We start from the raw sequence: 26628 nt of genomic DNA, 5'->3' as shown, positions 1-26628 counted from the left end.
TGGTAGCGGGAAATAACAGGGCCGAGGGTGTAGTTGCGGACGTGCCACATGTGCAGCGTGGCAGTGGGGGAGGGGAGCATGGTCGGGCTGGGGTACGTGGGCTGGCCCGGTTCGTGTTTAATTGTGACTGTCGGTGTCGGTGTCGGTGTCGGTGTCTGTGTCAGTGACTGGGCATGCGCTGGTCAGCAGCGGTTCCGGATATGCGCCACAACTAGCCATTCATCTGGACAGCACGCAGGCCCGACGGGTCACGGGTCACGGACCGCGGTGCGTGACAGACACAGGGTCAGATTTCGCTGATCACCGGGCGGCTTGGCACCATGGTGTCGGGCAGGTCAATGCGTGCCACCTGATCGGAAATCGGATCATTCTGAGGCGGGCAGTCGTCGGGGGAATAATCGTCTACATTGCCGATGTCCCGCCAGCTGCCGTGATAATAGATTTCGAGGCCGGAAAAGCGCGCTTTGTAGCTCATCTTGGGACTGCCGGGGACCCAGTAGCCGAGGTAGACATAGGGCAGGCCGGCATCGCGCGCGATTTCGATATGATCCAGGATCACATAGGTGCCGACACTGTTTTTCACCCGCTCCGGCTCATAGAAGGAATAGACCATGCTGAGCCCGTCATCGAGCACATCGGTCAGGCAGCAAGCGCTGAGCTGGCCGCGCGGGTGTCCGCCAGAGCCATCGGAGCTGTATTCGATGACCCGGCTGCGGATCGGCGTTTCTTCGATCATCGCGGCGAATTCAAAATCGTCCATATCGGCCATGCCGCCGTCTGAATGGCGGTCGTTCAGGTAGCGGCGGAACAGGTCATACTGTTCATCCGACGCCCAGGGCGAGGTGGCTTTGCGCTGCAGATCGGCGTTTTTCTTTGCTGCGCGGCGCTGGCTTTTGCTGGGTTTGAAATCGGCGACCCGGATGCGGGCGGAAAAACAGGCTGAGCAGTCGGCGCAGGACGGCCGGTACAGCACGTTTTGCGAGCGCCGGAAGCCCTGTTTTGACAGGCTGTCATTCAATTTTTCAGAATGCTCACCCTGCAATGCAGTGAACAACTTCCGTTCCATCCGGCCCTCAAGGTAAGGGCAGGGCTGCGGGGCGGTCACGTAAAACTGCGGAGCAAGCGGGAGTGTATGGCGCATATCTGATCACTGTTGAATGTCGCCTCAGCCTAACAAGCTTGCAGGGGCAGGCCAAGCCCCGGATTTGCGCTTTAAATTACAATGCTCTGGCAACTGTTGGGAATTTGTTAAGGGCTGCCGTGCCGAGAATATGGTCAGCGAGACCGCGGGCACGTTTGGTGCTGAGCATCAGAATGACCGACGCAGCCTGCAGCAGAAAGACCGAGGAGCCAAAGACAAAGATGCCGGTGTGCACGGCCGCGAGGCCCAGGGTGAAAGGATCACCGTTGCCGTCGCGCAGTTCAATCCCGGCCAGCCGCATGCCCGGTGTGGCGGAGCTGTTGCTGATCGAGATGATGCGGTAGGCCAGATTGACCACAAACCACAGGGCCGGGAAGAAAAAGATGCCCAGAAAAGCGGTGAACGGCAGCGTGAGGGCGGTGAGAACGCTGACAAAAAACACGTCGATCACAAAAGCGATCAACCGTTTCAGCGGCACATCATCATAGTATTCGGGCTGGAATTCGGGGTCTGGCAGGCCCTGGAGGCGCGCATGAGTCATCTGGTCCATCATTCTTTTTGTGTGGGGGGATAAGAGGGCAGGCCCGTTCGGTCAAAGGCCCGCTCAACAGGGAGGCGGGCCTTTGATTTTGGTTACGCGGCGGGGAGGAAAACCGCGCGACACCGGTTCGTCACGGGGTCAGGCGTCTTCTTTGTTGTTTTCCGGTTCCTGGAGTTCAGAGGCCTTGCGGGCCCGGTCATCCATAAACTGGTCAAACTCGGATTTGTCCTTGGCGTCGCGCAGCCGGTCGAGGAAGGCTTTGAAACTGTCCTGTTCCTCTTCGAGCCGGTGCAGGGTCTCGGCTTTGTAAGCGTCAAACGCGGTGTTGCCGGAGGAGCGGAACCCATAGTCAGAACGTGCGTGGCGGGCGCGGTGGGTACGGTGGCCGCAGGATTTGTTAAACATACGTTTGCTCCAGATCATATAGGCAAGAAGGGCGAGTCCAACGGGCCAGAAGAAGATAAACCCAAGTACCATTGCGACAATCCAGGCGCCTTTGCCTTTGTTATCAAGCCAGGCTTCTGCCTGGGACGGCCAGGTTGCGACAGTACTCATTTGGAACTCCAATCTGTTATCGTTTCGGCGTATGTGAATGTCTTTCACATTACAAAGATTGGCATTGCGGCTCCGATCTGCAAGAGGTAATGTGAATGATTATTACATAATCTTGTATTACTGTGTAAAATCAGCAGTTTGTGAGTTGGAAGTTTTCTGTAAATCCCCGGGCGAAAGCGGGAAAACATGCCGGGGTGTGCCGGCTGCGGCCCAGATTTCGCTAAACTCCGCCAATTTGGGGTCAAAAAAGGCCCGGATCGGCGACAGATGCCCAACCGGGCTGACGCCGCCGATGGCAAAGCCGGTCTGGGCGCGGATCAGTGCGGCATCGGCCTTGCCCAGCGGTTCTCCGGCCAGCGCGGAAGCTTTGTCGGCGCAAACCTGGTTGCCACCTGCTGTTACAAACAGAATGGCGGTGCCGGAGGCCTCACCGCGGAAAATGATGGACTTGGCGATCTGGTCAATCTCCACACCCACCGCATCGGCGGCCTGCCGGGCAGTGCGGGTCTGGTCCGGCATTTCGCGGATATTGGCACAGGCGTTGCCGGCACCGGCGTCTTCCAGCGCGGCGCGCACACGTTTCAGGCTTTTGCTCATCGGGATGTCCTGGGTCTGATGTTGTTTTGCCGGAGCATGGCCTGGCACACAAAGCTCTGCAACCTGCTTGACGCTCGTCGCAGCGGGGCCGACAAAGATGGTATGAGTTTTGCATCCAACATCACCCGCGCGCCCTTCGCTTTTGACCCTGAACGGGGGGCGGAGGCGCAGGCGCTGTTTCCCGATGCGCCGGCGGAGACGCGCGAGTTGATTGCCGGCACCGCTGGCTGTTCGCCTTATCTGAAAATGCTGATGGAACGGCAGCAGGACTGGCTGAGCGCAGCGCTGGGTCTTGAGCCGGACCAGGTGATTGCGCCACTGTTGGCGGAGATTGCCGCCCTGGAGCCGGATCAGGTGATGGCGGGGCTGCGCCGGGCAAAATCCCGCGTCGCGCTTTATGCCGGGCTCGCGGATCTGGGCGGGGTCTGGGATCTGGCGCAGATCACCGGAGCGCTGAGCGATCTGGCTGATGCGGCAGTACACAAGGCGATGACCACAGCAGTCGCGGCTGAGGTTCGGCGTGGCAAGCTGCCGGGCAAGGGTGCGGAGGACGTGGGCACCGCAGGTGGCATGGTGGCGCTGGCGATGGGCAAGATGGGCGCGGGGGAGCTGAATTATTCCTCTGACATCGATCTGATCTGCCTGTTTGATGAGACCCAATACCAGCCGGACACCTATATGGACGCGCGTACATCGCTGATCCGGGCGACGCGCAAGATGGCGGGCATGCTGAATGACCTGACAGAAGACGGTTATGTGTTCCGCACCGATCTGCGGCTGCGCCCGGATCCGTCTTCCACGCCGGTGTGCCTGTCGATGGAGGCTGCCGAACGCTATTATGAAAGTGTCGGGCGCACATGGGAGAGGGCCGCTTATATTAAAGCGCGCGCCTGTGGTGGTGATATTGCCGCCGGTGAGCGGTTCCTTGAGACGATGCGCCCGTTTGTCTGGCGCAAGCACCTGGATTTTGCCTCCATTCAGGACGCTCATGATATGCGGCTGCGCATCCGCGAGCACAAAGGATTTCACGGGCCGGTCAACCTGCCGGATCACAATATGAAGCTGGGGCGTGGCGGCATCCGGGAAATCGAGTTTTTCACCCAGACGCGGCAGTTGATCGCCGGCGGGCGCGATGCGGATCTGCGCCTGCGCGGCACCGTAGAGGGCTTGGGCGAACTGGCGGTCAAGGGCTGGGTCGACGGTGAAACCGCTGCGGTGCTGGTTGCCGATTACGAAGCCCATCGCGAGGTCGAGCACCGGTTGCAGATGATCAATGATGCCCAGACCCACAGCCTGCCCAAAACAGACGAAGGGTTTGCCCGACTGGCGGCCTTCATGGGGCAGGATGAGGCCAGTCTGCGCGTCGATATCAAACAGCGGCTGGAGCGGGTGCACAGCCTGACCGAGGACTTTTTTGCCCCGGGGGAGGTCGCTCCGGCGCCAAAGCAGTCGGAAACGGCGCGCAAGGTGGTCAAGCGCTGGCGCACCTATCCGGCGCTGCGTTCGGCGCGGGCCGTGGAGATATTTGACCGGTTAAAGCCGGACCTGCTGGCGCGGGTGCAAAAGGGTGACCGTCCGGAAGAGGCGTTGCTGGCGCTGGACGGGTTCCTCGCCGGGCTGCCGGCGGGGGTGCAGTTGTTCTCGCTGTTTGAGGCCAACCCGCAACTGGTGGATCTGGTGATTGACATCTGTTCCACCGCGCCGGCGCTGGCGCAGTATCTGTCGCGTCATTCAGCGGTGTTTGATGCGGTCATCGGCGGAGGCTTTTTCGACGAATGGCCGGGGCAGCAGGCGTTGCAGGCCGAGCTGGCCGCGCATCTGGCGGCGATCAGCGATTATGAGGCCCGGCTTGATTTCGCCCGCCGCTGGGGGCGCGAATGGCACTTCCGCATCGGGGTACATCAACTGCGTGGCCTGATCCCGGCCGACGAATCCGGTGCCCAGTATGCCGATCTGGCCGCCGCGGTGGTGGCGGCGATGTGGCAACCGGTGGTGGAGGAGTTTTCGCGCAAATATGGCCCGCCTCCCGGGCGCGGTGCGGTGGTTCTTGGTATGGGGTCGCTGGGTGCCGGGCGGATGAATGCGGCGTCAGACCTGGATCTGATCATGATTTATGACGCCGATGGTGTTGACGCGTCCGAGGGGCGTCGCCCGCTTGCCTCGCGGGTCTATTACGCGCGTCTGACCCAGGCCTTTATCACCGCTCTGACCGCGCAGATGGCACAGGGGCGTATCTATGAGGTGGATATGCGGCTGCGGCCTTCGGGCAAATCCGGGCCGGTGGCGACGTCTTTTGTGGCGTTCAAACGCTATCAGCAGGACGAGGCCTGGACCTGGGAACACCTGGCGCTGACCCGGGCGCGGGTGGTGGCCGGCTCTGACAGCCTGGGGCGAGACGTTGAAATGTTCCGCCAGGATCTGCTGCGGGCACCGCGCGACGCGGGCAAGATCCTTGTCGACACCAATGACATGCGCGCCCGTCTGGCCGAAGCAAAACCGGCGCGGGACCGCTGGGAGCCCAAACAGGGCGGCGGGCGCATGATGGATATTGAATTGCTGGCGCAGGTGGCAGCATTGCTTTCGGGCTGTGCCTCCGCTGACCTGCGCGATCAGCTGGACGCCGGTGTGGCGATGGGATGGTTGTCCGTAGCGGAGGTTAAAGTGCTGTCGGCCTCATACAAATTGTGCTGGCATGTGCAGTCTGCCGGCCGTCTGTTGTCCGGCGAACGTATGGACATCAGCGCTTTTGGTCAGCGCGGCGTGTCGTTTTTACTGCGTGAAACCGGCGCTAACAGCGTGGACATGCTGGCGGCGCGGATGGATACTCTGGCACAAGCGGCGCAGGTGGTCACAGATTCCGCGCTTACACGGAAAGTAATTGTGTCCTGAGGGCACAACAGCAGCAACGAGGCAGCAGATGAACATTTTGGACCGGGGCGGGTTGATCCGCGAATCCTATCGCATCGAAGGAATCAGTGTTGAAGAGTGCCGCTCGATCTTTATGGACTGGGCGATCAAACTGCCGGAGGAGCAGGACCAGAAGGCTGCGATCGGACTGCTGCTCAAAGCCTATGGCCTTGAAGGCCACCCGATGACGGCGATTCTGAAAGAAGGTCTGAACGGGGCAGAAGGCTCCGGGCGGCGCGGCGGCGCCAAGGCACGCCGGGGCTGAACGGCCGCACTCAGCAAGTCGGAATGCGCGGGTCGGAATTGTCGCGATGCGGAGGCTGTTGACCTTTACGGCCGCTCAGACTGTTAAAAACAAAAAAGGACCCGCGTTTCCGGCGGGTCCTTTGTGATTCTGCGGGGACGATCAGCGTGGCAACGCGGCGGCTTCACGCGCCAGCGCTTCCACCCCGGCCCAGTCGCCGCGTTCCAGCAGATCCAACGGGGCGACCCAGGAGCCGCCGACACAGAGCGTGTTGGACAGGCTGAGATAGCTGTCTGCGTTGGCGAGGCTGACGCCGCCGGTGGGGCAAAAACGGATCTGCGGCAGCGGGGCGCCGATGGCTTTTAGCGCTTTGGCACCGCCATTGGCCTCGGCCGGGAAGAATTTCTGCACCGAATAGCCGCGCTCCAGCAGCGCCATGGCTTCAGAGGCGGTGGCGATGCCGGGCAGCAGCGGCAGGTCCGCCGCTTCGCAAGCGTCGAGCAGGGTGTCGGTGGCGCCGGGGGAAACGCCAAATGTCGCTCCGGCTTGCACAGCCGCGCTGACATCCGCCGGGGTCAGCAGGGTGCCGGCTCCAACGATGCCGCCGGGCACTTTGGCCATTTCAGCGATCGCCTGCAGCGCCACCGGCGTGCGCAGGGTGACCTCCAGTACCGGCAGCCCTCCGGCCACCAGCGCTTCGGCCAGCGGGCGGGCATGGGCCAGGTCATGGATGACCAGAACGGGGATAACGGGGGCCATACGGCAAATCTCTTCGCTGCGCTGGCTGGCCTCAAACGGGGTCATAGCTATTCCTTTAAAGGGCGGGGTTGTTGGGGTGGCAGACAGCCGAGGCGCCATCAGTAGCAAGTCCGGCGTTTTTGCGGAAGACATCGAACAGCTCGCGTCCGAGACCATGGGCATTGGCCGACAGATCGGGCGTGACGGCCTCGCGGCTGCCAAAATCAAGTTCCAGCACGTCGATGGTGCCGGCGGTTGCGTCCACACGGATCAAATCGCCATCGCGCACCCGGGCCAGCGGTCCGCCCTCAGAGGCTTCGGGCGCCACATGGATGGCGGCAGGCACTTTGCCCGAGGCACCGGACATACGGCCATCGGTGACCAGAGCGACTTTCAAGCCGCGATCCTGCAGCACAGAAAGTGTCGGTGTCAGCGCGTGCAACTCGGGCATGCCGTTGGCATGGGGGCCCTGAAAGCGCACCACAACCACGGTGTCTTCAATAAATTCGCCGTTGCGGAAGGCGGTTTTGACCGCGTGCTGATCGTCAAATACGCGGGCTTTGGCCTCGATCACCTGACGTTCCGGGGTCACCGCAGAGACTTTCATCACGCAGCTGCCCAGATTGCCACGCAGGTTTTTCAATCCGCCGCTGGGCTGGAACGGATCGCTGACCGGGCGCAGGATTTTGTGGTTCAGACTGTCGCGCGGGCCGGGTTCCCAGCTCAGGCGGCCGTCGCGCAGTTTGGGCTCGCGGGTGTACGCCTCCAGACCGGTGCCGATGATGGTGGAAGTGTCCGGGTGCAAAAGCCCGTCAGCGAGCAGTTCACCGATCATATAACCCAGCCCGCCGGCGGCGTGGAAATGGTTCACGTCAGCCAGGCCGTTGGGATAGACTTTGGCCATCAGCGGCGTGACCTCTGACAGATCCGCCAGGTCCTCTGTGTCCAGGATAATGCCGGCGGCACGTGCCATCGCGGGCAGGTGCAGCACCAGATTGGACGAACCACCGGTGGCCATCAGCCCGACAATACCATTCACAAAGGTTTTTTCGTCCAGCACCTGGCTGGCGGGGCGGTAGTCATTGCCCAGAGCAGTGATCGCCAGCGCCTGTTTTGTCGCCGCCGTGGTCAGATGCTGGCGCAGGTCGGTCTCCGGATTGACAAAACTCGCGCCCGGCAGGTGCAGCCCCATGAATTCCATCAGCATCTGGTTGGTATTGGCGGTGCCGTAGAACGTGCAGGTGCCGGAGCCATGATAGGCGGCCATTTCCGCTGCCATCAGCGCCTCGCGGCCGACCTCGCCGAGGGCAAATTTCTGGCGCACCAGGGCTTTTTCGTCATTGGGCAGACCAGAAGTCATCGGGCCTGCGGGCAGGAACACCGCCGGCACATGGCCAAAGGTGGCAGCGGCCATCACCAGACCGGGCACGATTTTATCGCAGATGCCAAGGTAAAGCACCGCGTCAAAACAATTGTGTGACAGGCCGACACCGGCAGCCAGCGCGATCACATCGCGCGAAAACAGCGACAGCTCCATGCCGGGCTGGCCCTGGGTGACGCCGTCACACATGGCAGGCACGCCGCCGGCGACCTGGGCGGTGGCGCCAGCCTGCTGGGCGACCTGTTTGATCTGCGCCGGGTAGCTCTCATAGGGTTTGTGCGCCGACAGCATGTCATTATAGGCGGTGATAATGCCAATATTTGGCGCCCGCCCGGCGGCAAGAGTGTCTTTGTCATCCGCCATCGCCGCGTAGGCATGGGCCTGGTTGCTGCAGGAAAGATGTGCACGCGCGGGCCCGGCTTCGGCGGCGCGCTGCGTGCGCTCAAGATAAGCCGTGCGGGAGTCCCTGCTGCGCTCAATTATGCGTGCGGTGACATCGGAAAGTGTGGCGTTCAGTGGCATGGCTGCTCCTGGAGAAACGAGGCCCGGGTTGCAAAACTCCCGGTTTATGCCGGGCAACATAGCTTGTTAGCGCTAACAATCAAGAAGTTTCTGCTCCAGTGCTGCGCGGACGAGACCTGTCAGTATTGCATAGCGGGGCTTCTCAATTGTGCGTGGTTGAGCGTGGGCCGGGCACCTATGTTGGTTTCAACAGCAATGCAGACCACAAGGAGAATTCAGATGAATTCGTTCAAACCAGAAGACAACCTCGACTATTATGAAATCAGACTTGAAGCTGGCAAACTGCGTGCTGAGTTTCTGCGCGACAGTGCTGTCGCCGTGACCAAATGGGTCAAAGCGCGCCTGCATATCGGCGCTGCTGCCCAGACTCAGACCAGCTGAACCACCTGAAAAACAACGGTTTCAGGGAATTTGCATTTTCTGAAAATTTTAAGAAACCCCGGAAATGCTCCGGGGTTTTCTTATTTCTGCCTCTTTTTCTGCCGAAAACCTAATGACAGGTTAACAACAGGAATGACCTTTAAAAGGAGGCACTGTGATGCGGAAAAAATGGTTGATTGTAGCTGCGGCTTTGCTTGGACTGGGCGCATGTGGCGGCATTGAAACGGCATCACGTGCCTATACGCCTGGCACCCCTGTTGCGGCCGGCGCTGTGGTTCCGGATTATTCCGTGGTCGCGCTGAACGTCACTGTGCCTGAGACGCTGAAAGTGTCCGAGGCCAACCGTTATTACCCGATTGCAGATATCGTCTGGCGCGGCGATGCCTATGGCAACCGCTATCAGCAGGTGCGGGAAATCTTCCTCAGTGGCATGGGGCGCGGGGCGGCGCAGATGCAGGGCGGCCAGCAGGTGATCGTTGATGTCGAGGTGATGCGGTTTCATTCGCTGACCGAAAAGACCCGTTACTCCATCGGCGGCAGCCATTCGATCATTTTCTCGCTTCAGGTGCGGGATGCGGCGACCGGTGCGATCCTGCAGCCACCCCGTATCATCAAGACGGAACTTGAAGGCTTTGGCGGCGACAAGGCGCTGGAAGCCGTACGTATTGGCCAGACCCAGAAAGTGCGCGTATCTGACCATCTGGCGCGGATAATTCGGGGCGAATTGGCACGGCCTTATCAGCCCGGCGCCTGAACAGGCTTCCCCAAGGCGTTGAAATTTATTAGGAGGGGGGCATGACGCACCCCTCTTATCCCGTTGTTCGCCTTAAGCCCAAAGCAAATGCCCGTGCCATCCGGCATGGTTTTCCCTGGGCCTATGAAAATGAAATGGTTATTGACCGCCGCACCAAGGGCCTGACGCCCGGTGCGATTGCGGTGCTGGAGGACGCGGAACGCGAACCTCTGGGACTGGTAACCGTCAACCCTGGTTCAAAAATCTTCTGCCGCGTGCTGGACCAGGATCTGGAAGCGGTGATCGACCAGGCCTGGTTCGCCAAACGCCTGACCGCAGCACTTGCCCATCGTGAGCAAATGTATGACGCGCCGTTTTACCGGCTGGTGCATGCCGAATCTGATGGTCTGCCTGGCGTGGTGATTGACCGCTTTGGCGACACCGCCGTGGTGCAGCCCAACGCGGCATGGGCCGATCAACGCATTGAGATGCTGGCGGCGGCCCTGGCCGAAGTCACCGGCATCAGCAATATCGTGATGAACGGCACCGGCCGGGTGCGTGGCCTGGAAGGGCTGGAAGAAGAAACCAAAGTGCTGGCGGGCGACGTGTCCGGGCCGATCCCGGTGTCGATGAACGGCGCCACCTATATGGCGGATCTTCTCGGCGGCCAGAAGACCGGCCTGTTTTTTGACCAGCGTCCCAACCAGGCATTTATGCAGCGCCTTGTGGGCGGCAAACGGGTGCTGGACGTGTTTTCCCATGTTGGTGGTTTTGGTCTGGCAGCTCTTGCTGCCGGCGCTTCTGAGACCGTGGCGGTGGACAGCTCGGCACCGGCGCTTGAACTGGCCCGCCAGGGCGCTGCGGCGATGGGGGCGGAGGACCGCTTTTCCAGCCGCAAGGGCGACGCGTTCACCGTATTGGAGGCGCTCGCCAGTGAAGGCGTGACCTATGACGTTGTGATCTGTGATCCGCCGGCTTTCGCGCCGTCTAAACAGGCGCTGGAACGCGGTTTGCGCGCCTATGAACGTCTGGCCCGTCTCGCCGCACCTCTGGTTGCTGAGGGCGGTTATCTGGGGCTGTGCTCCTGTTCCCATGCTGCCGATCTTGGTAAGTTCCGCACGTCCTCTGCTCGCGGTATTGGCCGGGCAGGGCGTCAGGCGCAACTGATCCACACCGGCTTTGCAGGCGCCGATCATCCACTGATGCCGCAACTGGCAGAAAGCGGTTATCTGAAGGCGTTGTTCTTCCGTCTGCAGCCATGAAAGTGGTGTTAGACGCCTGTGTGTTGTTCCCGACCGTGATGCGGGAGGTGCTGACACATGTGGCGGCTAAAGGGCTGTACACGCCCCTCTGGTCGGCGCGGATCCTGGAAGAATGGGCCCGCGCTGCCCGCAAAATCGCACCCGACGGCGAACTGCAGGCGAGGGCCGAGGTGGCGCTGCTGCGCGCGGCCTGGCCCAAAGCCGAGGTCGCGCCCCACGGCGGGCTTGAGGCGCGGCTCTATCTGCCGGACGCAAACGACATCCATGTGCTGGCCACCGCGATCAGCAGCAGCGCGGATCTGATTGTGACCAACAATGCCAAAGATTTCCCGCGCCAGTATCTGGCCGAAGAAGGCCTGCAACGGCAGGACCCGGATCAGTTCCTGATGGCGTGCCTCGCGCGTGACCCTGATGCGGTTGCAGAAGCGGTGGAACAGGTGCGCCAGGATGCCAACCGGATCTCAGGCGAGATCTGGAGCACCCGGGCCCTGATGAAAAAAGCGCGGCTGCCACGTCTGGGCAAAGCGCTGAGTAAGAGCATTCCGGACCGGATTTGAATAACAATTCTGCTGCGATATGCAGCCTTTGCTAATACCGGGAACGGCGTTTCACGTTCAATTTGAACGCATAACGCTTTAGATCAGACTTTCCAGGATTTTTGATTTTTCTCAATCGCGGCGATGCGCTGCGCCGTTTTCGGGTGGCTGAGCAGCCAGGCCGGCTGTGCGGCGCCCCGGGCACCGCTGAATTTATCAAGCTTGTGGAACATCGAGATCTGCGCCCCGGTGCCGATGCCGGATTTGATCAGCAGCGCGGTGGCATAAGAATCCGCTTCAAACTCGTCATTGCGACTGAGCCGCGCCGTCAGCAGCGTCATCAGCCCGTGGGCAAGATACCCGCCTATACCGGGCAGGAAACGCGACAGCACCATCGCCAGCGCCGTACGCATGGCGTTCTGGCCGGAAAAATCGATCATGCGTTTGCGCGAGTGCCCCAGCGCCACATGGCCAAGCTCATGGGCAATGACGCTGGCCAGTTCTTCGGCGCTGACATCGCCCTGGCGGTAGCGGTTGAAAAAGCCCCGGGTGATGAAAATGCGCCCGTCCGGGGCGGCGAGCCCGTTGATGGCTTCGATTTCATAGATATGGGTGCGGATGCGTTTCAGCCCGAGTGCATCGGCCATGCGTTTGGTCAGCCGGTTCAGCGCCGGGTCAACCAGTTCGCAGGATTGCGCATCCAGCGTGCGCGCCATGCGCCAGGCCGAAAACCGGTACATCAGCAGCCCGTAGAGCAGCGCCAGCAGGATGGGGGCAAACTTCAACATATCAAAGATATGGGGCCAACGGCGGGCAGTGGCAAGGTCATGATGTCCGCCGCCGCACCAGCCAGGTCGCAATCGCCACCGCCAGCACTGCCGCGGTGAGCGCTCCGGTGAGGTCAGCGCTGAGAGATGCCAGCGTTTCGATCTGATCGCTGAGCCCGTAGCCCAGCCCGACATAGAGGCTGACCCAGACCGTTTCGCCGATCAGGGTCCACAGGGTGAACACCTGCCATCTGACCTGGGTGGCGCCGGCCAGCACATTGACATAGGGGCCCAGCGGGCTGAACAACCATCGGCTCAGAAACAGGCCACGTGCGCCGTGGTTCTGCATAAAAAACTCGGCTTTTTGCAGGGAACGGGCCGTTCTTTTCGAGCGTTCTGACCAGCGTTGCAAGCGGCCCTGCACCCGTTTGCCGATGGCGAAGCCGGTCTGATCCCCCAGCACCGCGCCGCTTAAAGCGACACCGCCGGTGGCCAGCAGCGAAACGTCGCCGGCACCGGCAAAGGCGCCGCCGGCCAGCATCACCAGCGAGGCGGGCAGTGGCGCCGCAAGACAGCTGAAGAAGGTCACCGCCAGCACGAGGAAGTTGCCCCAGGTCGAGAACAGGTAAAGCAGGGTGTCGGTCATGGCCGGACCTGCCCGGTGCCGTTGCCGGTTGCCTTGCCGGTTGCGGCCCCGTCACCGGTATTGGCGCGTCGCCAGTCTTCAATCGCCGCCTCCAGCTCCACCACCAGATCGGGCAGCGGCACGTCAAGACGGCGGGCGATCCTGTGCAGCGGAATGTGTTTGAGATCCATCGGCTGGTCGCCGAGCACGTCGCGCAGCACCTCCGGCGGCACGTCGTGGTTTTTGACGATGTAGCGCGGCGTCATCCAGGGCGCGAGCGGGTGGCTGTCATGCGGCGCCAGGCTGCGCATCTCGTCCAGCGCGCGCAGGCTAAAGAACCCGGTTGCCAATATACTGATCAGCAGCAGCACAACCAGGCGCGGATACCGGCGCAGGATCTGGCGCAGCTGGTGCAAAAGCGGGCTCATCTGCCCAGCTCTTTCATCGCGCGGGTGATGCCGTCCAGCGTCATCGGCATCATCCGGTTTTCAAATATATCGCGCACCATCTGGACCGACTGGGTGTATTGCCAGTGGTTTTCCGGCGTCGGGTTCAGCCAGATATGGTCGGGCCATTGTTCCCGTGCGCGCTGCAACCAGGTCTGGCCGGCCTCCTGGTTCCAGTGCTCGTTGGCGCCACCGGGAACGGCGATCTCATAGGGGCTCATCGAGGCATCGCCGACAAAAATGCATTTATAGTCAGAGCCGTAGGTGCGCAGCACTTCCAATGTGGGGATCTGCGCATCCCAGCGCCGCGCATTGTCGCGCCAGACACCCTCATAGAGGCAATTGTGGAAGTAATAATATTCCAGATGTTTGAACTCGGTGCGGGCGGCGGAAAACAACTCTTCCACCAGCCGGATATAGGGATCCATCGAGCCGCCGACATCGAGGAACAGCAGTACTTTCACCGCGTTGCGCCGTTCGGGCCGCGTCTGCACATCCAGATAACCATGTTCGGCGGTGGCGCGGATGGTGCCGTCAATGTCGAGCTCGTCCCGGGCGCCGTCCCGGGCCCAGCTGCGCAGCCGTTTCAGCGCCACTTTGATATTGCGGGTGCCCAGTTCCACCGTGTCGTCCAGATTGGCGAAGTCACGCTTGTCCCAGACTTTCACCGCGCGCTGGTGGCGGCTCTTGTCCTGGCCGGTGCGGATGCCTTCGGGATTATAACCAAAGGCGCCAAACGGCGAGGTGCCGGCGGTGCCGATCCATTTATTGCCACCCTGATGGCGTTTTTCTTGGTCCTTGAGGCGCTGTTTCAGCACCTCCATCAGCTTGTCAAAACCGCCGAGCGCTTTGATTTCTGCACGCTCCTCAGAGCTGAGGTGTTTTTCGGCCATTTTCTGCAGCCACTCAGCCGGCAGATCAACCGCGTTCAGCACATCCTCAGTGCTGAGGCTTTCCACGCCTTTGAAGGAGGTGGCAAAGGCCCGGTCAAACTTATCAAGGTGACGTTCGTCTTTGACCATTACCGCGCGGGAAAAGTAATAAAACCCGTCGATGTCATAAGTGACCAGACCGCGGTGCATGCCCTCCAGAAATGAGAGGTATTCGCGCAGGCTGACCGGGATGCCGGTGCTGCGCAAATTCTCAAAGAAAGGCAAAAACATCGGTTTACAGCACGCGTTCGACCAGCACGGTCACAAACAGACCGATAAGGCCGAAGACGATGCCATAGACCACGCCATATTGCGCCCGGTCGAGCCGGTTGCCGCCGCGTTTGGCCGCGTTGCGCTGCCCGATATAGCCGCCGATCAGCGCCAGAATAATTACGATCATTTTTATTGGACCCTTGTTTTGCCGGGGGCCAGAGCTGCGATATCTCCGGCGCGCTCCCGTACTTCTGCATCAGAACCAAACCCATAGCGTGCCCAGCCCAGACTGTCGAGCCGCACGCTTTGGGCCTCGTCCGCCTGTCCCAGCAGTTCCAGCGCCTCGGCTTTGATCATCAGCAATGTGGCCAGCAAAGCTGCGTTTTCAGCACGTTTCACCGGTTCCAGGTTGGCATTGACCATGTCCAGCGCGGTGCGGGCCTGGCCGGCGCGCAGGGCGAAAGCAGCCAGTTGCATCGCCACATGAGCGGATTGCAGCTCAGAGCCGGGGCGGGCGCGGAAAATTTGGTCGGCGCGCAGGAAAGAACTCAGCGCCTGACCCGGTTCACGACCAATGGAAAACCGGCCCTGCAAATACAGCGAAAACGCCAGCCGCCCGTCTTGCCAGTTGTTATCCGTGGCAATTCTGACCGCGTTCCGGGCAGCGGTCAGGCGGCGGCGGGACTCGGAGCCCGGGTTCAGCGCGTTGCGCACCGCCTGATCCCAGGTCTTTGAGCGTTGTGAGCCGCGCGGGATGCCGGTCGCACCGCCCTCCGGGTTCAGCCGCGCCAGAATGGCCGGCAGCCGGGCCGCGACCTGGGCCTGGCTCATGCCGTTGTACAAATCGGGCGAATAATAGGTGCGCAGGATCAACATATCAAAGCTGGTCAGCACGGTTTGAAAATTGTCATCGTTAAAGATGCTGTCAGACAGGCGGTAGAGATCGTTCAGCGGTCCCAGCGCCTGGGCCAGCTCTTCGTGCAGGCAGTCACGTATCTCCTGCGGCGCCACGTCGCCGGGAATAAAAATCGCCAGCTGGTCGCGTGTTTCCAGCCGGGTCCAGTCGAGCAGGGGCGCATTACGGTTTCGTTTATAGCCGGCCCAGTCGGAAACGCCCGGAGCCACAAAACAGGCCGCATCTGGCACCAGACCCTGCAATTGCTTGCGCGGTATCACGTCGATGGTGATGGAGGCGTTTTGGCTGGTGGGGGCCCGCCGGATGGGAATGCCAGCCTCGTTGCGCAGCCGCTGCAACAGGCGCGCAAGATCCGGTCCAAGGCTCGGTGGCGCATCGCCGGTCACCCGCACGGTCACCGGACCTTCAAAACGGGTAAAGCGGGGCAGTGGCCGGCCGGATTCCAGCTGAAAGCTCAGATCAAGGAAATCCCGTGCCACAGACACATTGCTGCGCCGGGCAGGGAGGCGGTGGACCCCGGAAAAGACTTTCATCGGCGGCAGCGCGTAAGACAGCGGCGCCGCGCGTTCGATACGCTGCTCGGGGGTGCTGTAGGGCGTTGCTGCGCAGGCCGACAGCGCCAGAAACCCCAAAACCGATTTAACCCAAAGCTTCATAAATAACCCCGTTGATCATGCATCTGACTGCCGCTGGCCTGTTGCGCTCAGCGGTTGCTCCTGGCCAGAAAGGCGAGCCTTTCAAACAAATGCACATCCTGTTCATTTTTCAACAATGCCCCATGCAGCCTCGGCAGCGCATTGGCACCATCACGTTTCAAATCTTCCGCGCTCAGATCCTCTGCCAAAATAAGCTTTAACCAATCCAGTACTTCAGAGGTTGACGGTTTCTTTTTCAACCCAGACATATCCCGGATGTTATAAAATTGTGTCAGCGCTGTGGTCAGAAGGGTATTTTTTATCTCCGGATAATGCACCGCGACGATTTTTGTCATGGTTTCCGCGTCCGGGAAGCGGATGTAATGGAAAAAACAGCGGCGCAGAAAGGCGTCGGGCAGTTCTTTTTCGTTGTTGGAGGTGATGATAATCACCGGGCGGTGACGGGCGCGGATGTTCTCACCGGTTTCATAGACGTGGAACTCCATCTTATCGAGTTCCTGCAGCAGGTCGTTGGGGAACTCGATATCGGCCTTGTCGATCTCGTCAATCAGCAGTACAACTTTTTTGCCGGCTTCAAACGCCTGCCAGAGTTTGCCCTTTTTGATGTAGTTTTTCACATCGTGAACACGTTCTTCGCCCAGTTGGCTGTCGCGCAACCGGCTGACGGCATCATATTCATAAAGCCCCTGTGCTGCCCTGGTGGTGGATTTGATATTCCACTCGATCATCTCAAGCCCGAGAGATTCTGCAATTTGCAGCGCCAGTTCCGTTTTTCCGGTGCCAGGTTCGCCCTTTACCAGCAGAGGACGTTCAAGCGTGATTGCAGCATTCACAGCAACCGTGAGGTCTTCTGTGGACACATAGCGGGTGGTGCCGTTGAATTTCATAAATAATTAGTGCTCTTTTGCCAGGGTTCCAAGGCACCATAACAGAGGTGACCGCGGCATCAAGAAGCCGCGATCTGATAGTGACAACCGCGTTTTCTTAAGTTAAATGAAGTCCTAATGGAGGGTGTACCGGATGGTTGATTTAAGATCAGATCTTTTTTGAGCCAGCCAGCCGGTAAGACAAAGGGAAGAGCTATGCAAACCGAAGTTTTCCTGGCAGACGATTATCGTCCGGCAGAGAGCGAAACGTTCATGAATGAACGTCAGGTTGAGTATTTTCGACGAAAGTTATTAGCCTGGAAGACCGATCTTGTTGATGACAGCAAGAATACTATTGAGTCCTTGCAGGACGGCACCAGAAATATTCCGGATATTTCGGACCGCGCATCTGAGGAAACTGACCGTGCCCTGGAACTGCGTACCCGGGATCGCCAACGCAAACTGGTGCTTAAAATTGATGCCGCGCTGCGCCGGATCGGAGAAGGGGAATACGGGTACTGCGAAGCGACAGGTGACCAGATTTCCCTGAAGCGACTGGACGCCCGTCCGATTGCAACAATGAGCCTGGAAGCCCAGGAACGCCATGAACGCCGTGAAAAGGTACATCGCGACGACTGATTTTTGATCTGTGTCATGGAATGAAATCGCAGCACCGGGGCAGAAATGCTCCGGTGTTTGCAATTGGAACCACAAAACAGCCGGGCGGCCCGGCTGGTCTCTGAGGCGATTATGATCAAAGGCGAAGACATTTCTGTATTGGGCGGTGGCATTGGCGGCCTGGCGGTCGCTGTGGCGCTGGCGCTGCGTGGCGCGTCTGTGCGGGTGCTGGAACAGGCCCCGGTCCTCAGTGAGATTGGCGCTGGCCTGCAGGTTTCGCCCAATGGTGTGGCGGTTCTGGACGCGCTGGGGCTGGGCGATGAGGCGCGCGCCCTGGCGGTCCACGGGCGCGCGGTGTGTCTGCGCGACGGCACCAGCGGGCGTCAGGTGATGCGGCTGGATCTGGCGCGCTGGGCGCCGGATCAGACCTATCTGTATTTTCACCGCGCCGATCTGGTGTCTTTGCTGGAAAAAGCGGCGCGGGCGGCCGGGGTGATGTTCGAACTCGGGCGCCGGATCGACCAGGTGACTGAGACCTCTGCCGGCTACCGGCTGAGCAGCGCCGGGGGGCACAGCGACAATGTCGGGCTTCTGATTGGCGCGGACGGGCTGCATTCGCGGCTGCGCCCGGTGCTGAACGGGGCGGAAACGCCGTTTTTCACCGGCCAGACCGCCTGGCGGGCGCTGGTGCCGGCGCAGGGCAACGAGCCGGCAGAAGCGGTGGTCCATATGGGCAAGCGCCGTCATATGGTGAGCTATCCGCTGCGGGGCGGCAAGCTGATCAACATCGTGGCGGTGGCTGAACGGCAGCAGTGGAGCGCTGAGGGCTGGAATCTCGCGGGTGACCCGCTGGCGCTGCGCCAGTGTTTTGACGCCTTTCGCGGTCCGGCGCAGGCGCTGTTGGCCCAGGTGGAGGAGGTTAGCTACTGGGGGTTGTTCCGCCATCCTGTGGCGGCCAGTTGGTATGGCAACAATGCAGCACTTGTTGGCGACGCCGCACATCCGACCCTGCCATTCCTGGCCCAGGGGGCAAATATGGCGCTGGAAGATGCCTGGGTGCTGGCGGATTGCCTGGAGCGCTATGAGCGCGAGGAGGCGCTGCCGCGCTATCAGCAGATGCGCCGGACCCGGGTGGTGCGGGTGATTGAGGCGGCCAATTCAAATGCGCAGAACTATCACCTGTCGGGGCCGAAAAAGCTGGCGGCCCATGCGGCGCTGCGGCTGGGTGGCGCGCTGGCGCCGCGCCACGTGCTGTCCCGGTTCGACTGGATTTACCGTCATGATGTAACGCGCGGCTGAGCCCAAAAGCGCAACAGGGGCGCGCGGCGCGGTTTACCGCGCCGCGCGCCCCTGTTCTGCGGGCCAGTCCGGGCTTGTGTCAGGCCGCCTCGAGCGCGGTGATGATGGCGGAAAAATCTGCAGCCTTCAGCGAAGCGCCGCCGACCAGAGCGCCATCCACATTCGACACCGCAAAAATTTCGCTGGCGTTAGACGGTTTCACCGAGCCGCCATAGAGCAGGCGTACGGCGTCGCCGGCATCCTCGCCAAAGCCCCGGCTCAACTCTGCGCGGATAAAATCATGCACTTCCGCAATCTGTTCCAGCGTCGGGGTCAGGCCGGAGCCGATGGCCCAGACCGGTTCATAGGCCACCACCACAGTGTCGCCAGAGATCTGACCGGGCAGGGACCCGGCGAGTTGCTCCCGGATCACCTCCAACGTGCGGGTGCTTTCGCGTTCCGCCAGCGTTTCGCCAACACAAATCACCGCCGCAAGCCCGGCCTCAATCGCAGCAACAGATTTGGCGCGCACTTCGGCGTTGCTTTCGCCATGGTCAGCGCGGCGTTCCGAATGGCCCAGAATTACATAGGCAGCGCCGGCCTCAAGCAGCATTTCTGCCGACGTGTCGCCGGTGTGGGCACCGTTGCCCGCCGCGTGGCAATCCTGCCCCCCGGCCGCCAGCGCATGACCGGCGCATGTTTGCGCCAACCGGTGCAGCAGGGTCGCTGGCGGGCACAGCAGAACGTCACATCCCGGCGCCGGGTGGGCCGCCATCAGCGCCTCCACTTCGCTCAGGTTGGCGCTCAGCCCGTTCATTTTCCAGTTGCCAGCAGCAAGTTTGCGACGCGGTGCCATAGGGGATCTCCTTTGGTAGGATCAGAGTGTTTGCGCTAAACTAGACCGGAACCTGTCGCTTCAAAAGCCCATAATCACCTTGCGGCACAAGCGGGCGCTGACATAGCGTCTGTCCTGCATAGGGGCGGGGAAAGAGACAACGATGGAACAGCAGGATTATGAGGCGGAAGTGTTGCGGGTCTGGGCCGGCAGCCGGGACGGATCCCACGACCTCGGCCATCTGCGGCGCGTCCGGGCCAGTTGTCGGCAAATCAGCACAGAGCTGGATACGCCGGTGGACCAGCAGGTTCTGTTGGCGGCGGCGATGTTTCATGATGTGATCAACCTGGCCAAGGATGATCCGGAGCGGCACCGGGCCGCAGTGCTGTCGGCGGATCACGCGGTGGCATATCTGGCAGCAAAGGGCATGGCGCCGGAGCGGCTGGATGCCGTGCATCACGCCATCTGCGCCCATAGTTTTTCAGCCGGGGTGGCGCCAGTAAGCCTTGAGGCGCGGATTTTGCAGGACGCGGACCGGCTGGAGGCGCTTGGGGCGATTGGCATTGCGCGCTGTTTTAATGTCTCTGGTCAATTGGGGCGTGGTTTGTTTGACGCGGAGGATCCGCTGGCGCAACGACGCGATCCGGATGACCAGGCCTGGGCGCTGGATCACTTTGAGATCAAACTCTACCGGATTTCTGAAACCATGCAGACCGCGCCCGGGCGCAGGATGGCGCAGCAGCGGGTGGCCTTCATGCGCCAGTTTGTGGCGCAGTTGCTGGCAGAAAACGCTGGAGATGAAGTGCGGGATCAGGCAGCTGAATAACACGCCAGTACAGGCGCTGGGATACGTGGTGGCAAAGGCGGTACAATAAAAGCGGTATCAGACGGTGGTATCAGGCGGTGGCATCAGCGGCGCAGTAAACGCCGGATCAGACGCCGGAAAACTTGATCGATTCGCCACAGCCGCAGGCCTCAACAACATTCGGGTTGCGGAACTTAAAGCCGGATTCCAGCAGCGACACCTCATAGTCAATTTCAGTGCCAAACAGGAACATCTGCGCCATCGGGGCAATCATCACCCGGGCGCCTTCCTGCTCCACCACCTCATCATGGGGTTCAATGTCCGAGACATAATCCATGGTGTATTCCATGCCGGCACAGCCGCCTTTTTTGATGCCGATGCGCAGGCCTTTGGAGCCGTCTTTGTCCATCAGACGCGAGATCTGGCGGGCAGCGGCTTCTGTCATGGTGACGGCTTGTTTGCCTGGGATGCTGAACATGAGGGTCTCCGGTTTCCTGCCCCAAATGTAGGGGCAGGTAAAAATATCACAAGGGCAGGGTGCCGCAAGAAAGTTTTGTTTACATGAATCCCAGTTCGAGGCGGGCCTCGTCCGACATCATTTCCATGCCCCAGGGCGGCTCCCAGACGAGCGATACATCGACCTGTTTCACGCCATCAAGCGGCTCAACCGCGTCAGCCACCCAACCGGGCATTTCACCGGCAACGGGACAACCAGGTGCGGTCAGGGACATGATGACGCTGACCTCATTTTCCTCAGAGATCTCGATGGTATAGATCAGGCCCAGGTCATAGATGTTCACCGGAATTTCCGGGTCATAGACCGAACGACAGGCTTCGACCACAGCGTCATAAAGCGCGTGTTCGGTGCTGGATGGCTTGATCAGGGGCGTGCCCTCGACCGGGTGTGTTTCGGCTGTCATACGGACCTCGTGGTGATATCTGAGCAAAGATATAGGGAATAGGGCGGCGAAGGTCCAGAGCCACCGGTGCCAAACTGCCTGCGCGATATTGTCCAGGGGGCGGACCTGCTGTGCTTTGACCACGCCGGGGGCAGGGCGCTGAGGCTTGGCAAAGCCATAAAAATAGCGCAAAAGCCTGCGAACGCGAAAAGGACAGCAAAATGGCGCAGAAATTCAGCTTTGATCTGAAGGCAACCGACGGCAAGGCCCGCACCGGGGTGATTTCAACCCCGCGCGGCGAGATCCGCACCCCGGCTTTCATGCCGGTGGGCACCGCCGCTACAGTCAAAGCAATGATGCCGGAAAGCGTGCGCGCCACCGGTGCCGATATTCTGCTGGGCAATACCTATCATCTGATGCTGCGCCCGACGGCGGAGCGCATCGAGCGGCTTGGCGGTTTGCACAAGTTCATGAACTGGGACCGTCCCATTTTGACTGACAGTGGTGGTTTTCAGGTGATGAGCCTGACCGGGCTGCGCAAAATGTCCGAAGAAGGGGTGACGTTCCGCTCCCATATTGACGGCTCCGAGCATCATCTGACGCCGGAACGTTCGATGGAGATCCAGAAGCTGCTCGGATCTGACATCGTGATGTGTTTTGACGAATGCACCCCGTTTCCGGCCGATGAGGCCACCGCGCGCAAGTCGATGGAGATGTCGATGCGTTGGGCGCAGCGTTCACGCGACGCCTTTGGCGACCGGCCAGGGCACGCGCTTTTTGGCATTCAGCAGGGCTCGGTCTACAGCGATCAGCGCGCTGAAAGCGCCGAGAAACTGCGCGAAACCGGTTTTGACGGCTATGCGGTCGGCGGCCTTGCGGTCGGCGAAGGTCAGGAAATGATGTTTGACGTGCTGAATTATGCGCCCGACATGCTGCCTGAGGACAAGCCACGTTATCTGATGGGGGTGGGCAAACCTGACGATATCGTCGGTGCTGTGGCGCGCGGCATCGATATGATGGACTGTGTGCTGCCCTCGCGTTCGGGGCGCACCGGTCAGTTGTTCACCCGCCACGGGGTGGTGAACATCAAAAACGCCCGCCACGCAGATGATCCGCGCCCGCTGGATGAGGCTTGCACCTGTCCGGCCTGTTCCAACTATTCCCGCGCCTATCTGCATCACGTGTTCCGGGCACAGGAAATGCTGTCGGGCATGTTGCTGACCTGGCACAATCTGCATTATTTCCAGGAGCTGATGCAGGGTATGCGCGACGCGATTGCCGCCGGCACGTTTGAAGCGTTTCAGAAAGACTTTCATGAGCAGCGCTCCCAGGGCGACATCGAGCCCCTGTAGAGTTACGCGCGCAAGACCTGCCGCGTCCGCACTGGGCGGGCGTGGCAGGCTGCGAATCCCGCAGGCTCAATATTTTTAATTTGAATTTATCTGCCGGCTGAAAACCCGGTTTTCGCCTGGAAATTGTAAAAGGCGCTTCGGAACCCGCGAATAACGCCGAATTTCGCATGAATTGGCGGCGTTTCCCGGCTTGCTCCTTTTGTCGGGGGCAGGCAGACTGTCGCCAACATCGAACAGGACTTGGTTGAATCCAGGGCGCGAAGTCCCAGATATAGACCAGTCACGGAAAGGGCCGGGGTCGCCAGAATTGGGGCCAGTGCCTTTTTGCTAATTAAGGAAAGAGCATGCACGAGCAACTCAGCCAAACTTATCCTGTCCTGCCGCTGCGCGATATTGTGGTCTTCCCACATATGATCGTGCCGCTGTTTGTCGGCCGGGAAAAATCCGTAAAAGCGCTGGAAGAGGTAATGCAGGACGACAAGCAGATTCTGTTGTCGAGCCAGATTGACCCCAGCGTAGATGAGCCGGATGCAGATGGTATTTACAAAGTCGGTGTGCTGGCCAGCGTGCTGCAACTGCTGAAACTGCCCGACGGCACCGTCAAAGTGCTGGTCGAAGGCAAAGGCCGGGTGCGGATCACCGAGTTTCTCGACAATGATGCGTTTTTTGAGGCTGAGGCCGTCGCTCTGACCGAAATTCCCGGTGATGAAACCGCAGTTGAGGCGCTGATCCGTTCGGTTGGTGCTGAATTTGAGCGCTACGCCAAGATCAAACGGAATGTGCCGGAAGAGGCGCTTGCCGCGGTGTCTGAGACCCGTGATCCCGAAAAGCTGGCTGATCTGGTTGCCGGCCATATGGGGGTTGAGGTGCAGCAGAAGCAGGAGCTTCTGGAAACCCTCGCCGTGGAAGAACGGCTGGAGAAAATCTACGGTCTGATGCAGGGCGAAATGTCGGTGCTGCAGGTCGAGAAAAAGATCAAAACCCGCGTCAAGTCGCAGATGGAGCGCACCCAGCGCGAGTACTATCTGAATGAGCAGATGAAGGCGATTCAGAAAGAACTCGGCGACGGTGACGACGGTGCCGGCGAGATCGCGGAACTGGAAGAAAAGATTGCCGGCGTCAAGCTGAGCAAAGAAGCCAAAGAAAAAGTGGATGCCGAGCTGAAAAAGCTGAAATCCATGTCGCCGATGTCTGCGGAAGCCACGGTGGTGCGCAACTATCTTGACTGGATTTTGGCGATCCCGTGGGGCGAAAAATCCCGGGTGAAAAAGGATCTGACCCGCGCCCAGGCGGTGCTGGACAATGACCACTATGGCCTGGAGAAGGTCAAAGAGCGCATTGTGGAATATCTGGCGGTGCAGCAGCGCTCCAAAAAACTCAAAGGCCCGATCATGTGCCTTGTGGGCCCTCCCGGTGTCGGCAAAACGTCGCTGGGCAAATCGGTGGCCAACGCCACCGGGCGCGAGTTCATCCGCATCTCCCTGGGCGGCGTGCGCGATGAGAGCGAAATCCGCGGTCACCGCCGCACCTATATCGGCTCCATGCCCGGTAAAATCATCCAGGCGCTGAAAAAGGCGAAAACCACCAATCCGCTGATCCTGCTCGATGAGATCGACAAGATGGGTCAGGATTTCCGTGGCGATCCCGCCTCGGCGATGCTGGAAGTGCTGGATCCGGAACAGAACAACACCTTTGTCGATCACTATCTTGAGGTCGAATATGACCTTTCAAACGTGATGTTCCTGACCACGGCCAACTCTTACAACATGCCGGGCCCGCTGCTGGACCGGATGGAGATCATTACGCTTGCAGGCTATACTGAAGACGAAAAACTTGAGATCGCCAAGCAGCACCTGCTTGATAAACAAGTGAAAAACCACGGGTTGCGCAAAGGTGAGTTTTCGATCAGTGACGGCGCGCTGCAAGAGATCGTACGCCGCTACACCCGTGAAGCCGGGGTGCGGAATCTCGAACGCGAACTGGCGAAACTGGCCCGTAAAGCGGTGACCAAAATTGTGCGCAAAGACGCCGAACAGGTCGAAGTGACAACGGAGAACCTGGAAGACTTCCTCGGGGTGAAACGCTTCCGTTACGGTCTGGCGGAACAGGATGATCAGGTCGGTGTTGTCACCGGGCTGGCCTGGACCAGTGCCGGCGGTGATCTGCTGCAGATCGAAGCGCTGCGCCTGCCGGGCAAAGGCCGGATGAAAACCACCGGCAAGCTCGGCGATGTGATGAAGGAATCGATCGACGCGGCAAGCTCCTATGTGCGCTCCATCGCGCCCGAAATCGGGGTGAAGCCGCCGCGGTTTGAAACCTTTGATATCCACGTGCACGTGCCCGAGGGAGCAACCCCCAAGGACGGGCCTTCGGCAGGGGTCGGCATGGTCACCTCGATCGTATCGGTTCTTACCCGCATTCCGGTGCGCAAAGACATCGCTATGACCGGTGAGGTCACCCTGCGTGGCAATGTGTTGCCGATCGGTGGGCTGAAGGAAAAACTGCTGGCGGCGCTGCGCGGCGGCATCAAGGTTGTGCTGATCCCGGACGAAAACGAAAAGGATCTGACCGAGATCCCCGACAATGTGAAAGACGGGCTGGAAATCATCCCGGTTAAGCACGTGTCTGAAGTGCTGAAACACGCGCTGGTGTCAAAACCTGTGCCGGTGGAGTGGGACGAAGAGGCCGAAGAGGCCGCCCGTGCCGCCCGCGCTCTGGAAGCAGAAAAAACATCGGCTGCGCGCGCGCATTAACCGCGCCACACCGACTGAGACTGAAAAGGCGCCCTGTCACCGGGGCGCCTTTTTCTTTGCGCAGCGGGGCAAGCGCTTGACTGCAAAGCTGGAGTTTTCGGCTGTAACGCGTTAATAAATGTTAACAGTTGTTCACAGAAAACAAAAACAGGGCAGGCAGCAACATGGCGATCAGGAAACCAGGCGCGAAATCACCCACGAAACCGACCACCAGACGAAAGTTGAAATCCTCCTCCCGCAGTGGGTCCGGAGGAACGAATGCGGTCATTGCGGACCCGGCTCTGAAACCGGCGAGGGTACGTAAGACGTTAGGCGTGACAGCCGCAAAACCGACCGCCCCGACCGGAGATAAAGTTGACAGGGCGCTGGCGGCGCTGGTGGCAGAAGTCGCGCCCCCGAAACCCGTCGCGGTACCTGATGACAATACGGCGGAGCCGACGGCGGAGTTCACCACAGAGGCCCGCACCGAATTCAGCACCAAATTCAGCACTGAGACCACAACAGAGACCAGCGCAGACGCCACAGTCGTGATGCTGCGAAAAAAAGATATGCTGCTGCGGCTGACTGAACGCACAGGGTTGCGCAAGAATCAGATCAAGCCGGTGATGGAGGCGGTGCTGGCCGAACTTGGCGACGCTTTGATCAAAGGGGAGACCCTCAACTTGCCGCCGCTGGGAAAACTGACGGTGAACCGCAGTATTGCCCAGGAAAAAGCCGACGTGGTGATCTGCAAGCTGCGCCGTGCCAAGCCGTCAGCCGTGAGTGGCACCATGGAAAACGTCGCGGCAAAAGAAAATGCAGTTTCCCCCCTTGCGGTGCCAGATCAGTGAGGCTATGAACCGCGGCAAGGCGGGTGATTAGCTCAGTTGGTAGAGCGCTTCGTTTACACCGAAGATGTCGGGAGTTCGAGTCTCTCATCACCCACCATTTCCCGCTTAGATGTTGAATTCAGGCAGTTTTTTGGCTGCCGTGGCATGGTGTGTTTTGCCTTTGCCATCAGTTCTGGCGGGTTGAGGTGCGAATAATTACATCGGAGTTGCGTGGAAGACATGCACGTAACGGTGCTGCGTGTGCGCCGCCAGCCGCGCCAGGTGCCGCCGTCGTGCATTCTCTCTGGGAACCCTCTCCG

General features: G+C 60.2%; 29 protein-coding genes and 1 tRNA gene. 13 read left to right on the top strand and 17 right to left on the bottom strand.

Annotated features, from left to right (window positions below; all coding sequences use genetic code 11):
- Positions 1–286: 286 nt before the first annotated feature.
- From DWA01_RS15830 to DWA01_RS15815, 4 genes are all read right to left on the bottom strand, one after another.
- Positions 287–1141 (bottom strand): arginyltransferase, encoded by an 855-nt coding sequence (locus tag DWA01_RS15830; protein ID WP_114286774.1) that lies wholly within the window; start codon positions 1139–1141, stop codon positions 287–289.
- 76 nt (positions 1142–1217) lie between these two features.
- Complete coding sequence (locus DWA01_RS15825; RefSeq protein WP_114286782.1) at positions 1218–1682, bottom strand: RDD family protein; 465 nt, start codon at positions 1680–1682, stop codon at positions 1218–1220.
- 138 nt (positions 1683–1820) lie between these two features.
- Positions 1821–2237: a DUF2852 domain-containing protein gene (locus tag DWA01_RS15820; RefSeq protein ID WP_114286773.1), complete on the bottom strand. Its 417-nt coding sequence runs from the start codon at positions 2235–2237 to the stop codon at positions 1821–1823.
- A 117-nt stretch (positions 2238–2354) separates the two neighbouring features.
- On the bottom strand, positions 2355–2834 hold the full coding sequence (locus DWA01_RS15815; protein WP_114286772.1) for a YbaK/EbsC family protein: 480 nt from the start codon (positions 2832–2834) through the stop codon (positions 2355–2357).
- Between the two features lie 102 nt (positions 2835–2936).
- Here DWA01_RS15815 and DWA01_RS15810 point away from each other — a divergent pair, with 102 nt between their 5' ends.
- Together DWA01_RS15810 and DWA01_RS15805 are read left to right on the top strand one after the other, a co-directional pair.
- The gene (locus DWA01_RS15810; RefSeq protein ID WP_114286781.1) at positions 2937–5723 is read left to right on the top strand and encodes a [protein-PII] uridylyltransferase family protein; all 2787 of its coding nucleotides are present in this window, start codon (positions 2937–2939) and stop codon (positions 5721–5723) included.
- A gap of 28 nt (positions 5724–5751) precedes the next feature.
- Positions 5752–6006 carry a hypothetical protein gene (locus tag DWA01_RS15805; RefSeq protein ID WP_114286771.1) on the top strand — a complete coding sequence of 85 codons (255 nt, stop codon included), beginning with the start codon at positions 5752–5754 and terminating at the stop codon, positions 6004–6006.
- 141 nt (positions 6007–6147) lie between these two features.
- Here the strand turns inward: DWA01_RS15805 and eda are convergent, their stop codons facing one another.
- Complete coding sequence (gene eda, locus DWA01_RS15800) at positions 6148–6789, bottom strand: bifunctional 4-hydroxy-2-oxoglutarate aldolase/2-dehydro-3-deoxy-phosphogluconate aldolase (RefSeq protein WP_200832595.1); 642 nt, start codon at positions 6787–6789, stop codon at positions 6148–6150.
- 10 nt (positions 6790–6799) lie between these two features.
- Positions 6800–8626, bottom strand: a complete 1827-nt coding sequence (gene edd / locus DWA01_RS15795) for a phosphogluconate dehydratase (RefSeq protein WP_114286770.1) — start codon at positions 8624–8626, stop codon at positions 6800–6802.
- A gap of 219 nt (positions 8627–8845) precedes the next feature.
- Between edd and DWA01_RS23170 the strand changes: the two genes are divergently transcribed.
- The 4 genes from DWA01_RS23170 (at position 8846) to DWA01_RS15780 (ending at position 11559) form a co-directional block, all read left to right on the top strand.
- Positions 8846–9007, top strand: coding sequence for an RSP_7527 family protein (locus DWA01_RS23170; RefSeq protein ID WP_160116063.1), 162 nt, complete (start codon positions 8846–8848; stop codon positions 9005–9007).
- Positions 9008–9164: 157 nt separating this feature from the next.
- Positions 9165–9761 carry a DUF6778 family protein gene (locus DWA01_RS15790; protein ID WP_235008577.1) on the top strand — a complete coding sequence of 199 codons (597 nt, stop codon included), beginning with the start codon at positions 9165–9167 and terminating at the stop codon, positions 9759–9761.
- Between the two features lie 41 nt (positions 9762–9802).
- Positions 9803–11002, top strand: a complete 1200-nt coding sequence (locus DWA01_RS15785; protein WP_114286769.1) for an RSP_2647 family RNA methyltransferase — start codon at positions 9803–9805, stop codon at positions 11000–11002.
- Positions 10999–11559 (top strand): RSP_2648 family PIN domain-containing protein, encoded by a 561-nt coding sequence (locus DWA01_RS15780; RefSeq protein WP_114286768.1) that lies wholly within the window; start codon positions 10999–11001, stop codon positions 11557–11559. The genes DWA01_RS15785 and DWA01_RS15780 overlap by 4 nt, the downstream gene beginning before the upstream one ends.
- 83 nt (positions 11560–11642) lie before the next feature.
- On the opposite strand, the gene DWA01_RS15775 is transcribed toward DWA01_RS15780, so the two are convergent.
- From DWA01_RS15775 to DWA01_RS15745, 7 genes are read right to left on the bottom strand one after another with little or no spacing between them, the layout of a single operon-like run.
- Positions 11643–12326: a M48 family metallopeptidase gene (locus DWA01_RS15775; protein ID WP_114286767.1), complete on the bottom strand. Its 684-nt coding sequence runs from the start codon at positions 12324–12326 to the stop codon at positions 11643–11645.
- A gap of 37 nt (positions 12327–12363) precedes the next feature.
- On the bottom strand, positions 12364–12951 hold the full coding sequence (locus tag DWA01_RS15770) for a DedA family protein (RefSeq protein WP_114286766.1): 588 nt from the start codon (positions 12949–12951) through the stop codon (positions 12364–12366).
- Positions 12948–13358 (bottom strand): hypothetical protein, encoded by a 411-nt coding sequence (locus DWA01_RS15765; RefSeq protein WP_114286765.1) that lies wholly within the window; start codon positions 13356–13358, stop codon positions 12948–12950. The genes DWA01_RS15770 and DWA01_RS15765 overlap by 4 nt, the downstream gene beginning before the upstream one ends.
- Positions 13355–14539, bottom strand: coding sequence for a vWA domain-containing protein (locus DWA01_RS15760; protein ID WP_114286764.1), 1185 nt, complete (start codon positions 14537–14539; stop codon positions 13355–13357). Before DWA01_RS15760 ends, DWA01_RS15765 begins: the two co-directional genes overlap by 4 nt.
- Before the next feature lie 4 nt (positions 14540–14543).
- Complete coding sequence (locus DWA01_RS15755; RefSeq protein WP_114286763.1) at positions 14544–14708, bottom strand: apolipoprotein acyltransferase; 165 nt, start codon at positions 14706–14708, stop codon at positions 14544–14546.
- 2 nt (positions 14709–14710) lie between these two features.
- On the bottom strand, positions 14711–16093 hold the full coding sequence (locus DWA01_RS15750) for a DUF2927 domain-containing protein (protein ID WP_114286762.1): 1383 nt from the start codon (positions 16091–16093) through the stop codon (positions 14711–14713).
- Between the two features lie 47 nt (positions 16094–16140).
- Entirely contained in the window at positions 16141–16980 is an 840-nt protein-coding gene (locus DWA01_RS15745) for an AAA family ATPase (protein ID WP_114286761.1), read from the bottom strand.
- Between the two features lie 195 nt (positions 16981–17175).
- On the opposite strand from DWA01_RS15745, the gene dksA reads away from it, so the two are divergent.
- Together dksA and DWA01_RS15735 are read left to right on the top strand one after the other, a co-directional pair.
- Entirely contained in the window at positions 17176–17598 is a 423-nt protein-coding gene (gene dksA, locus DWA01_RS15740; protein WP_114286760.1) for an RNA polymerase-binding protein DksA, read from the top strand.
- Positions 17599–17706: 108 nt separating this feature from the next.
- The gene (locus tag DWA01_RS15735) at positions 17707–18876 is read left to right on the top strand and encodes an FAD-dependent monooxygenase (protein ID WP_235008576.1); all 1170 of its coding nucleotides are present in this window, start codon (positions 17707–17709) and stop codon (positions 18874–18876) included.
- Between the two features lie 79 nt (positions 18877–18955).
- Here DWA01_RS15735 and tpiA read toward each other — a convergent pair whose 3' ends face one another.
- Positions 18956–19711, bottom strand: a complete 756-nt coding sequence (tpiA, locus tag DWA01_RS15730; protein ID WP_114286759.1) for a triose-phosphate isomerase — start codon at positions 19709–19711, stop codon at positions 18956–18958.
- Positions 19712–19853: 142 nt separating this feature from the next.
- Between tpiA and DWA01_RS15725 the strand changes: the two genes are divergently transcribed.
- On the top strand, positions 19854–20516 hold the full coding sequence (locus DWA01_RS15725) for an HD domain-containing protein (protein ID WP_114286758.1): 663 nt from the start codon (positions 19854–19856) through the stop codon (positions 20514–20516).
- Between the two features lie 106 nt (positions 20517–20622).
- Here the strand turns inward: DWA01_RS15725 and DWA01_RS15720 are convergent, their stop codons facing one another.
- The gene (locus tag DWA01_RS15720; protein WP_114286757.1) at positions 20623–20973 is read right to left on the bottom strand and encodes a HesB/IscA family protein; all 351 of its coding nucleotides are present in this window, start codon (positions 20971–20973) and stop codon (positions 20623–20625) included.
- A gap of 79 nt (positions 20974–21052) precedes the next feature.
- The gene (locus DWA01_RS15715) at positions 21053–21415 is read right to left on the bottom strand and encodes an SUF system Fe-S cluster assembly protein (RefSeq protein ID WP_114286756.1); all 363 of its coding nucleotides are present in this window, start codon (positions 21413–21415) and stop codon (positions 21053–21055) included.
- 200 nt (positions 21416–21615) lie between these two features.
- On the opposite strand from DWA01_RS15715, the gene tgt reads away from it, so the two are divergent.
- On the top strand, positions 21616–22746 hold the full coding sequence (gene tgt / locus DWA01_RS15710) for a tRNA guanosine(34) transglycosylase Tgt (protein WP_114286755.1): 1131 nt from the start codon (positions 21616–21618) through the stop codon (positions 22744–22746).
- 344 nt (positions 22747–23090) lie between these two features.
- Positions 23091–25499, top strand: a complete 2409-nt coding sequence (gene lon / locus DWA01_RS15705) for an endopeptidase La (protein ID WP_114286754.1) — start codon at positions 23091–23093, stop codon at positions 25497–25499.
- Positions 25500–25620: 121 nt separating this feature from the next.
- Here lon and DWA01_RS23165 read toward each other — a convergent pair whose 3' ends face one another.
- Complete coding sequence (locus DWA01_RS23165; RefSeq protein ID WP_160116062.1) at positions 25621–25767, bottom strand: hypothetical protein; 147 nt, start codon at positions 25765–25767, stop codon at positions 25621–25623.
- 46 nt (positions 25768–25813) lie between these two features.
- On the opposite strand from DWA01_RS23165, the gene DWA01_RS23670 reads away from it, so the two are divergent.
- Positions 25814–26329, top strand: a complete 516-nt coding sequence (locus tag DWA01_RS23670; protein ID WP_235008575.1) for an HU family DNA-binding protein — start codon at positions 25814–25816, stop codon at positions 26327–26329.
- Positions 26330–26350: 21 nt separating this feature from the next.
- A tRNA-Val gene (locus DWA01_RS15695) sits at positions 26351–26426 on the top strand.
- Positions 26427–26628: the final 202 nt, after the last annotated feature.

Origin of the sequence: Candidatus Halocynthiibacter alkanivorans, assembly GCF_003333265.1 — a bacterium.
Classification (GTDB): domain Bacteria; phylum Pseudomonadota; class Alphaproteobacteria; order Rhodobacterales; family Rhodobacteraceae; genus Halocyntiibacter_A; species Halocyntiibacter_A alkanivorans.
Note: the sequence above shows the minus strand (reverse complement) of the source record. Positions and strands in the feature narration are given on the sequence as shown.

Excerpts from the sequence above, each read along its gene's own strand:
- DWA01_RS15820 (WP_114286773.1), bottom strand. The coding sequence starts at position 2,237 with ATGAGTACTGTCGCAACCTGGCCGTCCCAGGCAGAAGCCTGGCTTGAT.
- DWA01_RS15765 (WP_114286765.1), bottom strand. The coding sequence starts at position 13,358 with ATGAGCCCGCTTTTGCACCAGCTGCGCCAGATCCTGCGCCGGTATCCG.
- DWA01_RS15770 (WP_114286766.1), bottom strand. The coding sequence starts at position 12,951 with ATGACCGACACCCTGCTTTACCTGTTCTCGACCTGGGGCAACTTCCTC.
- DWA01_RS15810 (WP_114286781.1), top strand. The coding sequence starts at position 2,937 with ATGAGTTTTGCATCCAACATCACCCGCGCGCCCTTCGCTTTTGACCCT.
- tgt (WP_114286755.1), top strand. The coding sequence starts at position 21,616 with ATGGCGCAGAAATTCAGCTTTGATCTGAAGGCAACCGACGGCAAGGCC.
- lon (WP_114286754.1), top strand. The coding sequence starts at position 23,091 with ATGCACGAGCAACTCAGCCAAACTTATCCTGTCCTGCCGCTGCGCGAT.
- DWA01_RS15775 (WP_114286767.1), bottom strand. The coding sequence starts at position 12,326 with ATGTTGAAGTTTGCCCCCATCCTGCTGGCGCTGCTCTACGGGCTGCTG.
- tpiA (WP_114286759.1), bottom strand. The coding sequence starts at position 19,711 with ATGGCACCGCGTCGCAAACTTGCTGCTGGCAACTGGAAAATGAACGGG.
- DWA01_RS15830 (WP_114286774.1), bottom strand. The coding sequence starts at position 1,141 with ATGCGCCATACACTCCCGCTTGCTCCGCAGTTTTACGTGACCGCCCCG.
- DWA01_RS15725 (WP_114286758.1), top strand. The coding sequence starts at position 19,854 with ATGGAACAGCAGGATTATGAGGCGGAAGTGTTGCGGGTCTGGGCCGGC.
- DWA01_RS15755 (WP_114286763.1), bottom strand. The coding sequence starts at position 14,708 with ATGATCGTAATTATTCTGGCGCTGATCGGCGGCTATATCGGGCAGCGC.
- DWA01_RS15780 (WP_114286768.1), top strand. The coding sequence starts at position 10,999 with ATGAAAGTGGTGTTAGACGCCTGTGTGTTGTTCCCGACCGTGATGCGG.
- DWA01_RS15785 (WP_114286769.1), top strand. The coding sequence starts at position 9,803 with ATGACGCACCCCTCTTATCCCGTTGTTCGCCTTAAGCCCAAAGCAAAT.
- DWA01_RS23165 (WP_160116062.1), bottom strand. The coding sequence starts at position 25,767 with ATGACCGCATTCGTTCCTCCGGACCCACTGCGGGAGGAGGATTTCAAC.
- DWA01_RS15790 (WP_235008577.1), top strand. The coding sequence starts at position 9,165 with ATGCGGAAAAAATGGTTGATTGTAGCTGCGGCTTTGCTTGGACTGGGC.
- DWA01_RS23170 (WP_160116063.1), top strand. The coding sequence starts at position 8,846 with ATGAATTCGTTCAAACCAGAAGACAACCTCGACTATTATGAAATCAGA.
- DWA01_RS15720 (WP_114286757.1), bottom strand. The coding sequence starts at position 20,973 with ATGTTCAGCATCCCAGGCAAACAAGCCGTCACCATGACAGAAGCCGCT.
- DWA01_RS15805 (WP_114286771.1), top strand. The coding sequence starts at position 5,752 with ATGAACATTTTGGACCGGGGCGGGTTGATCCGCGAATCCTATCGCATC.
- DWA01_RS15745 (WP_114286761.1), bottom strand. The coding sequence starts at position 16,980 with ATGAAATTCAACGGCACCACCCGCTATGTGTCCACAGAAGACCTCACG.
- DWA01_RS15825 (WP_114286782.1), bottom strand. The coding sequence starts at position 1,682 with ATGACTCATGCGCGCCTCCAGGGCCTGCCAGACCCCGAATTCCAGCCC.
- DWA01_RS15760 (WP_114286764.1), bottom strand. The coding sequence starts at position 14,539 with ATGTTTTTGCCTTTCTTTGAGAATTTGCGCAGCACCGGCATCCCGGTC.
- eda (WP_200832595.1), bottom strand. The coding sequence starts at position 6,789 with ATGACCCCGTTTGAGGCCAGCCAGCGCAGCGAAGAGATTTGCCGTATG.
- DWA01_RS15815 (WP_114286772.1), bottom strand. The coding sequence starts at position 2,834 with ATGAGCAAAAGCCTGAAACGTGTGCGCGCCGCGCTGGAAGACGCCGGT.
- DWA01_RS15715 (WP_114286756.1), bottom strand. The coding sequence starts at position 21,415 with ATGACAGCCGAAACACACCCGGTCGAGGGCACGCCCCTGATCAAGCCA.
- edd (WP_114286770.1), bottom strand. The coding sequence starts at position 8,626 with ATGCCACTGAACGCCACACTTTCCGATGTCACCGCACGCATAATTGAG.
- DWA01_RS15750 (WP_114286762.1), bottom strand. The coding sequence starts at position 16,093 with ATGAAGCTTTGGGTTAAATCGGTTTTGGGGTTTCTGGCGCTGTCGGCC.
- dksA (WP_114286760.1), top strand. The coding sequence starts at position 17,176 with ATGCAAACCGAAGTTTTCCTGGCAGACGATTATCGTCCGGCAGAGAGC.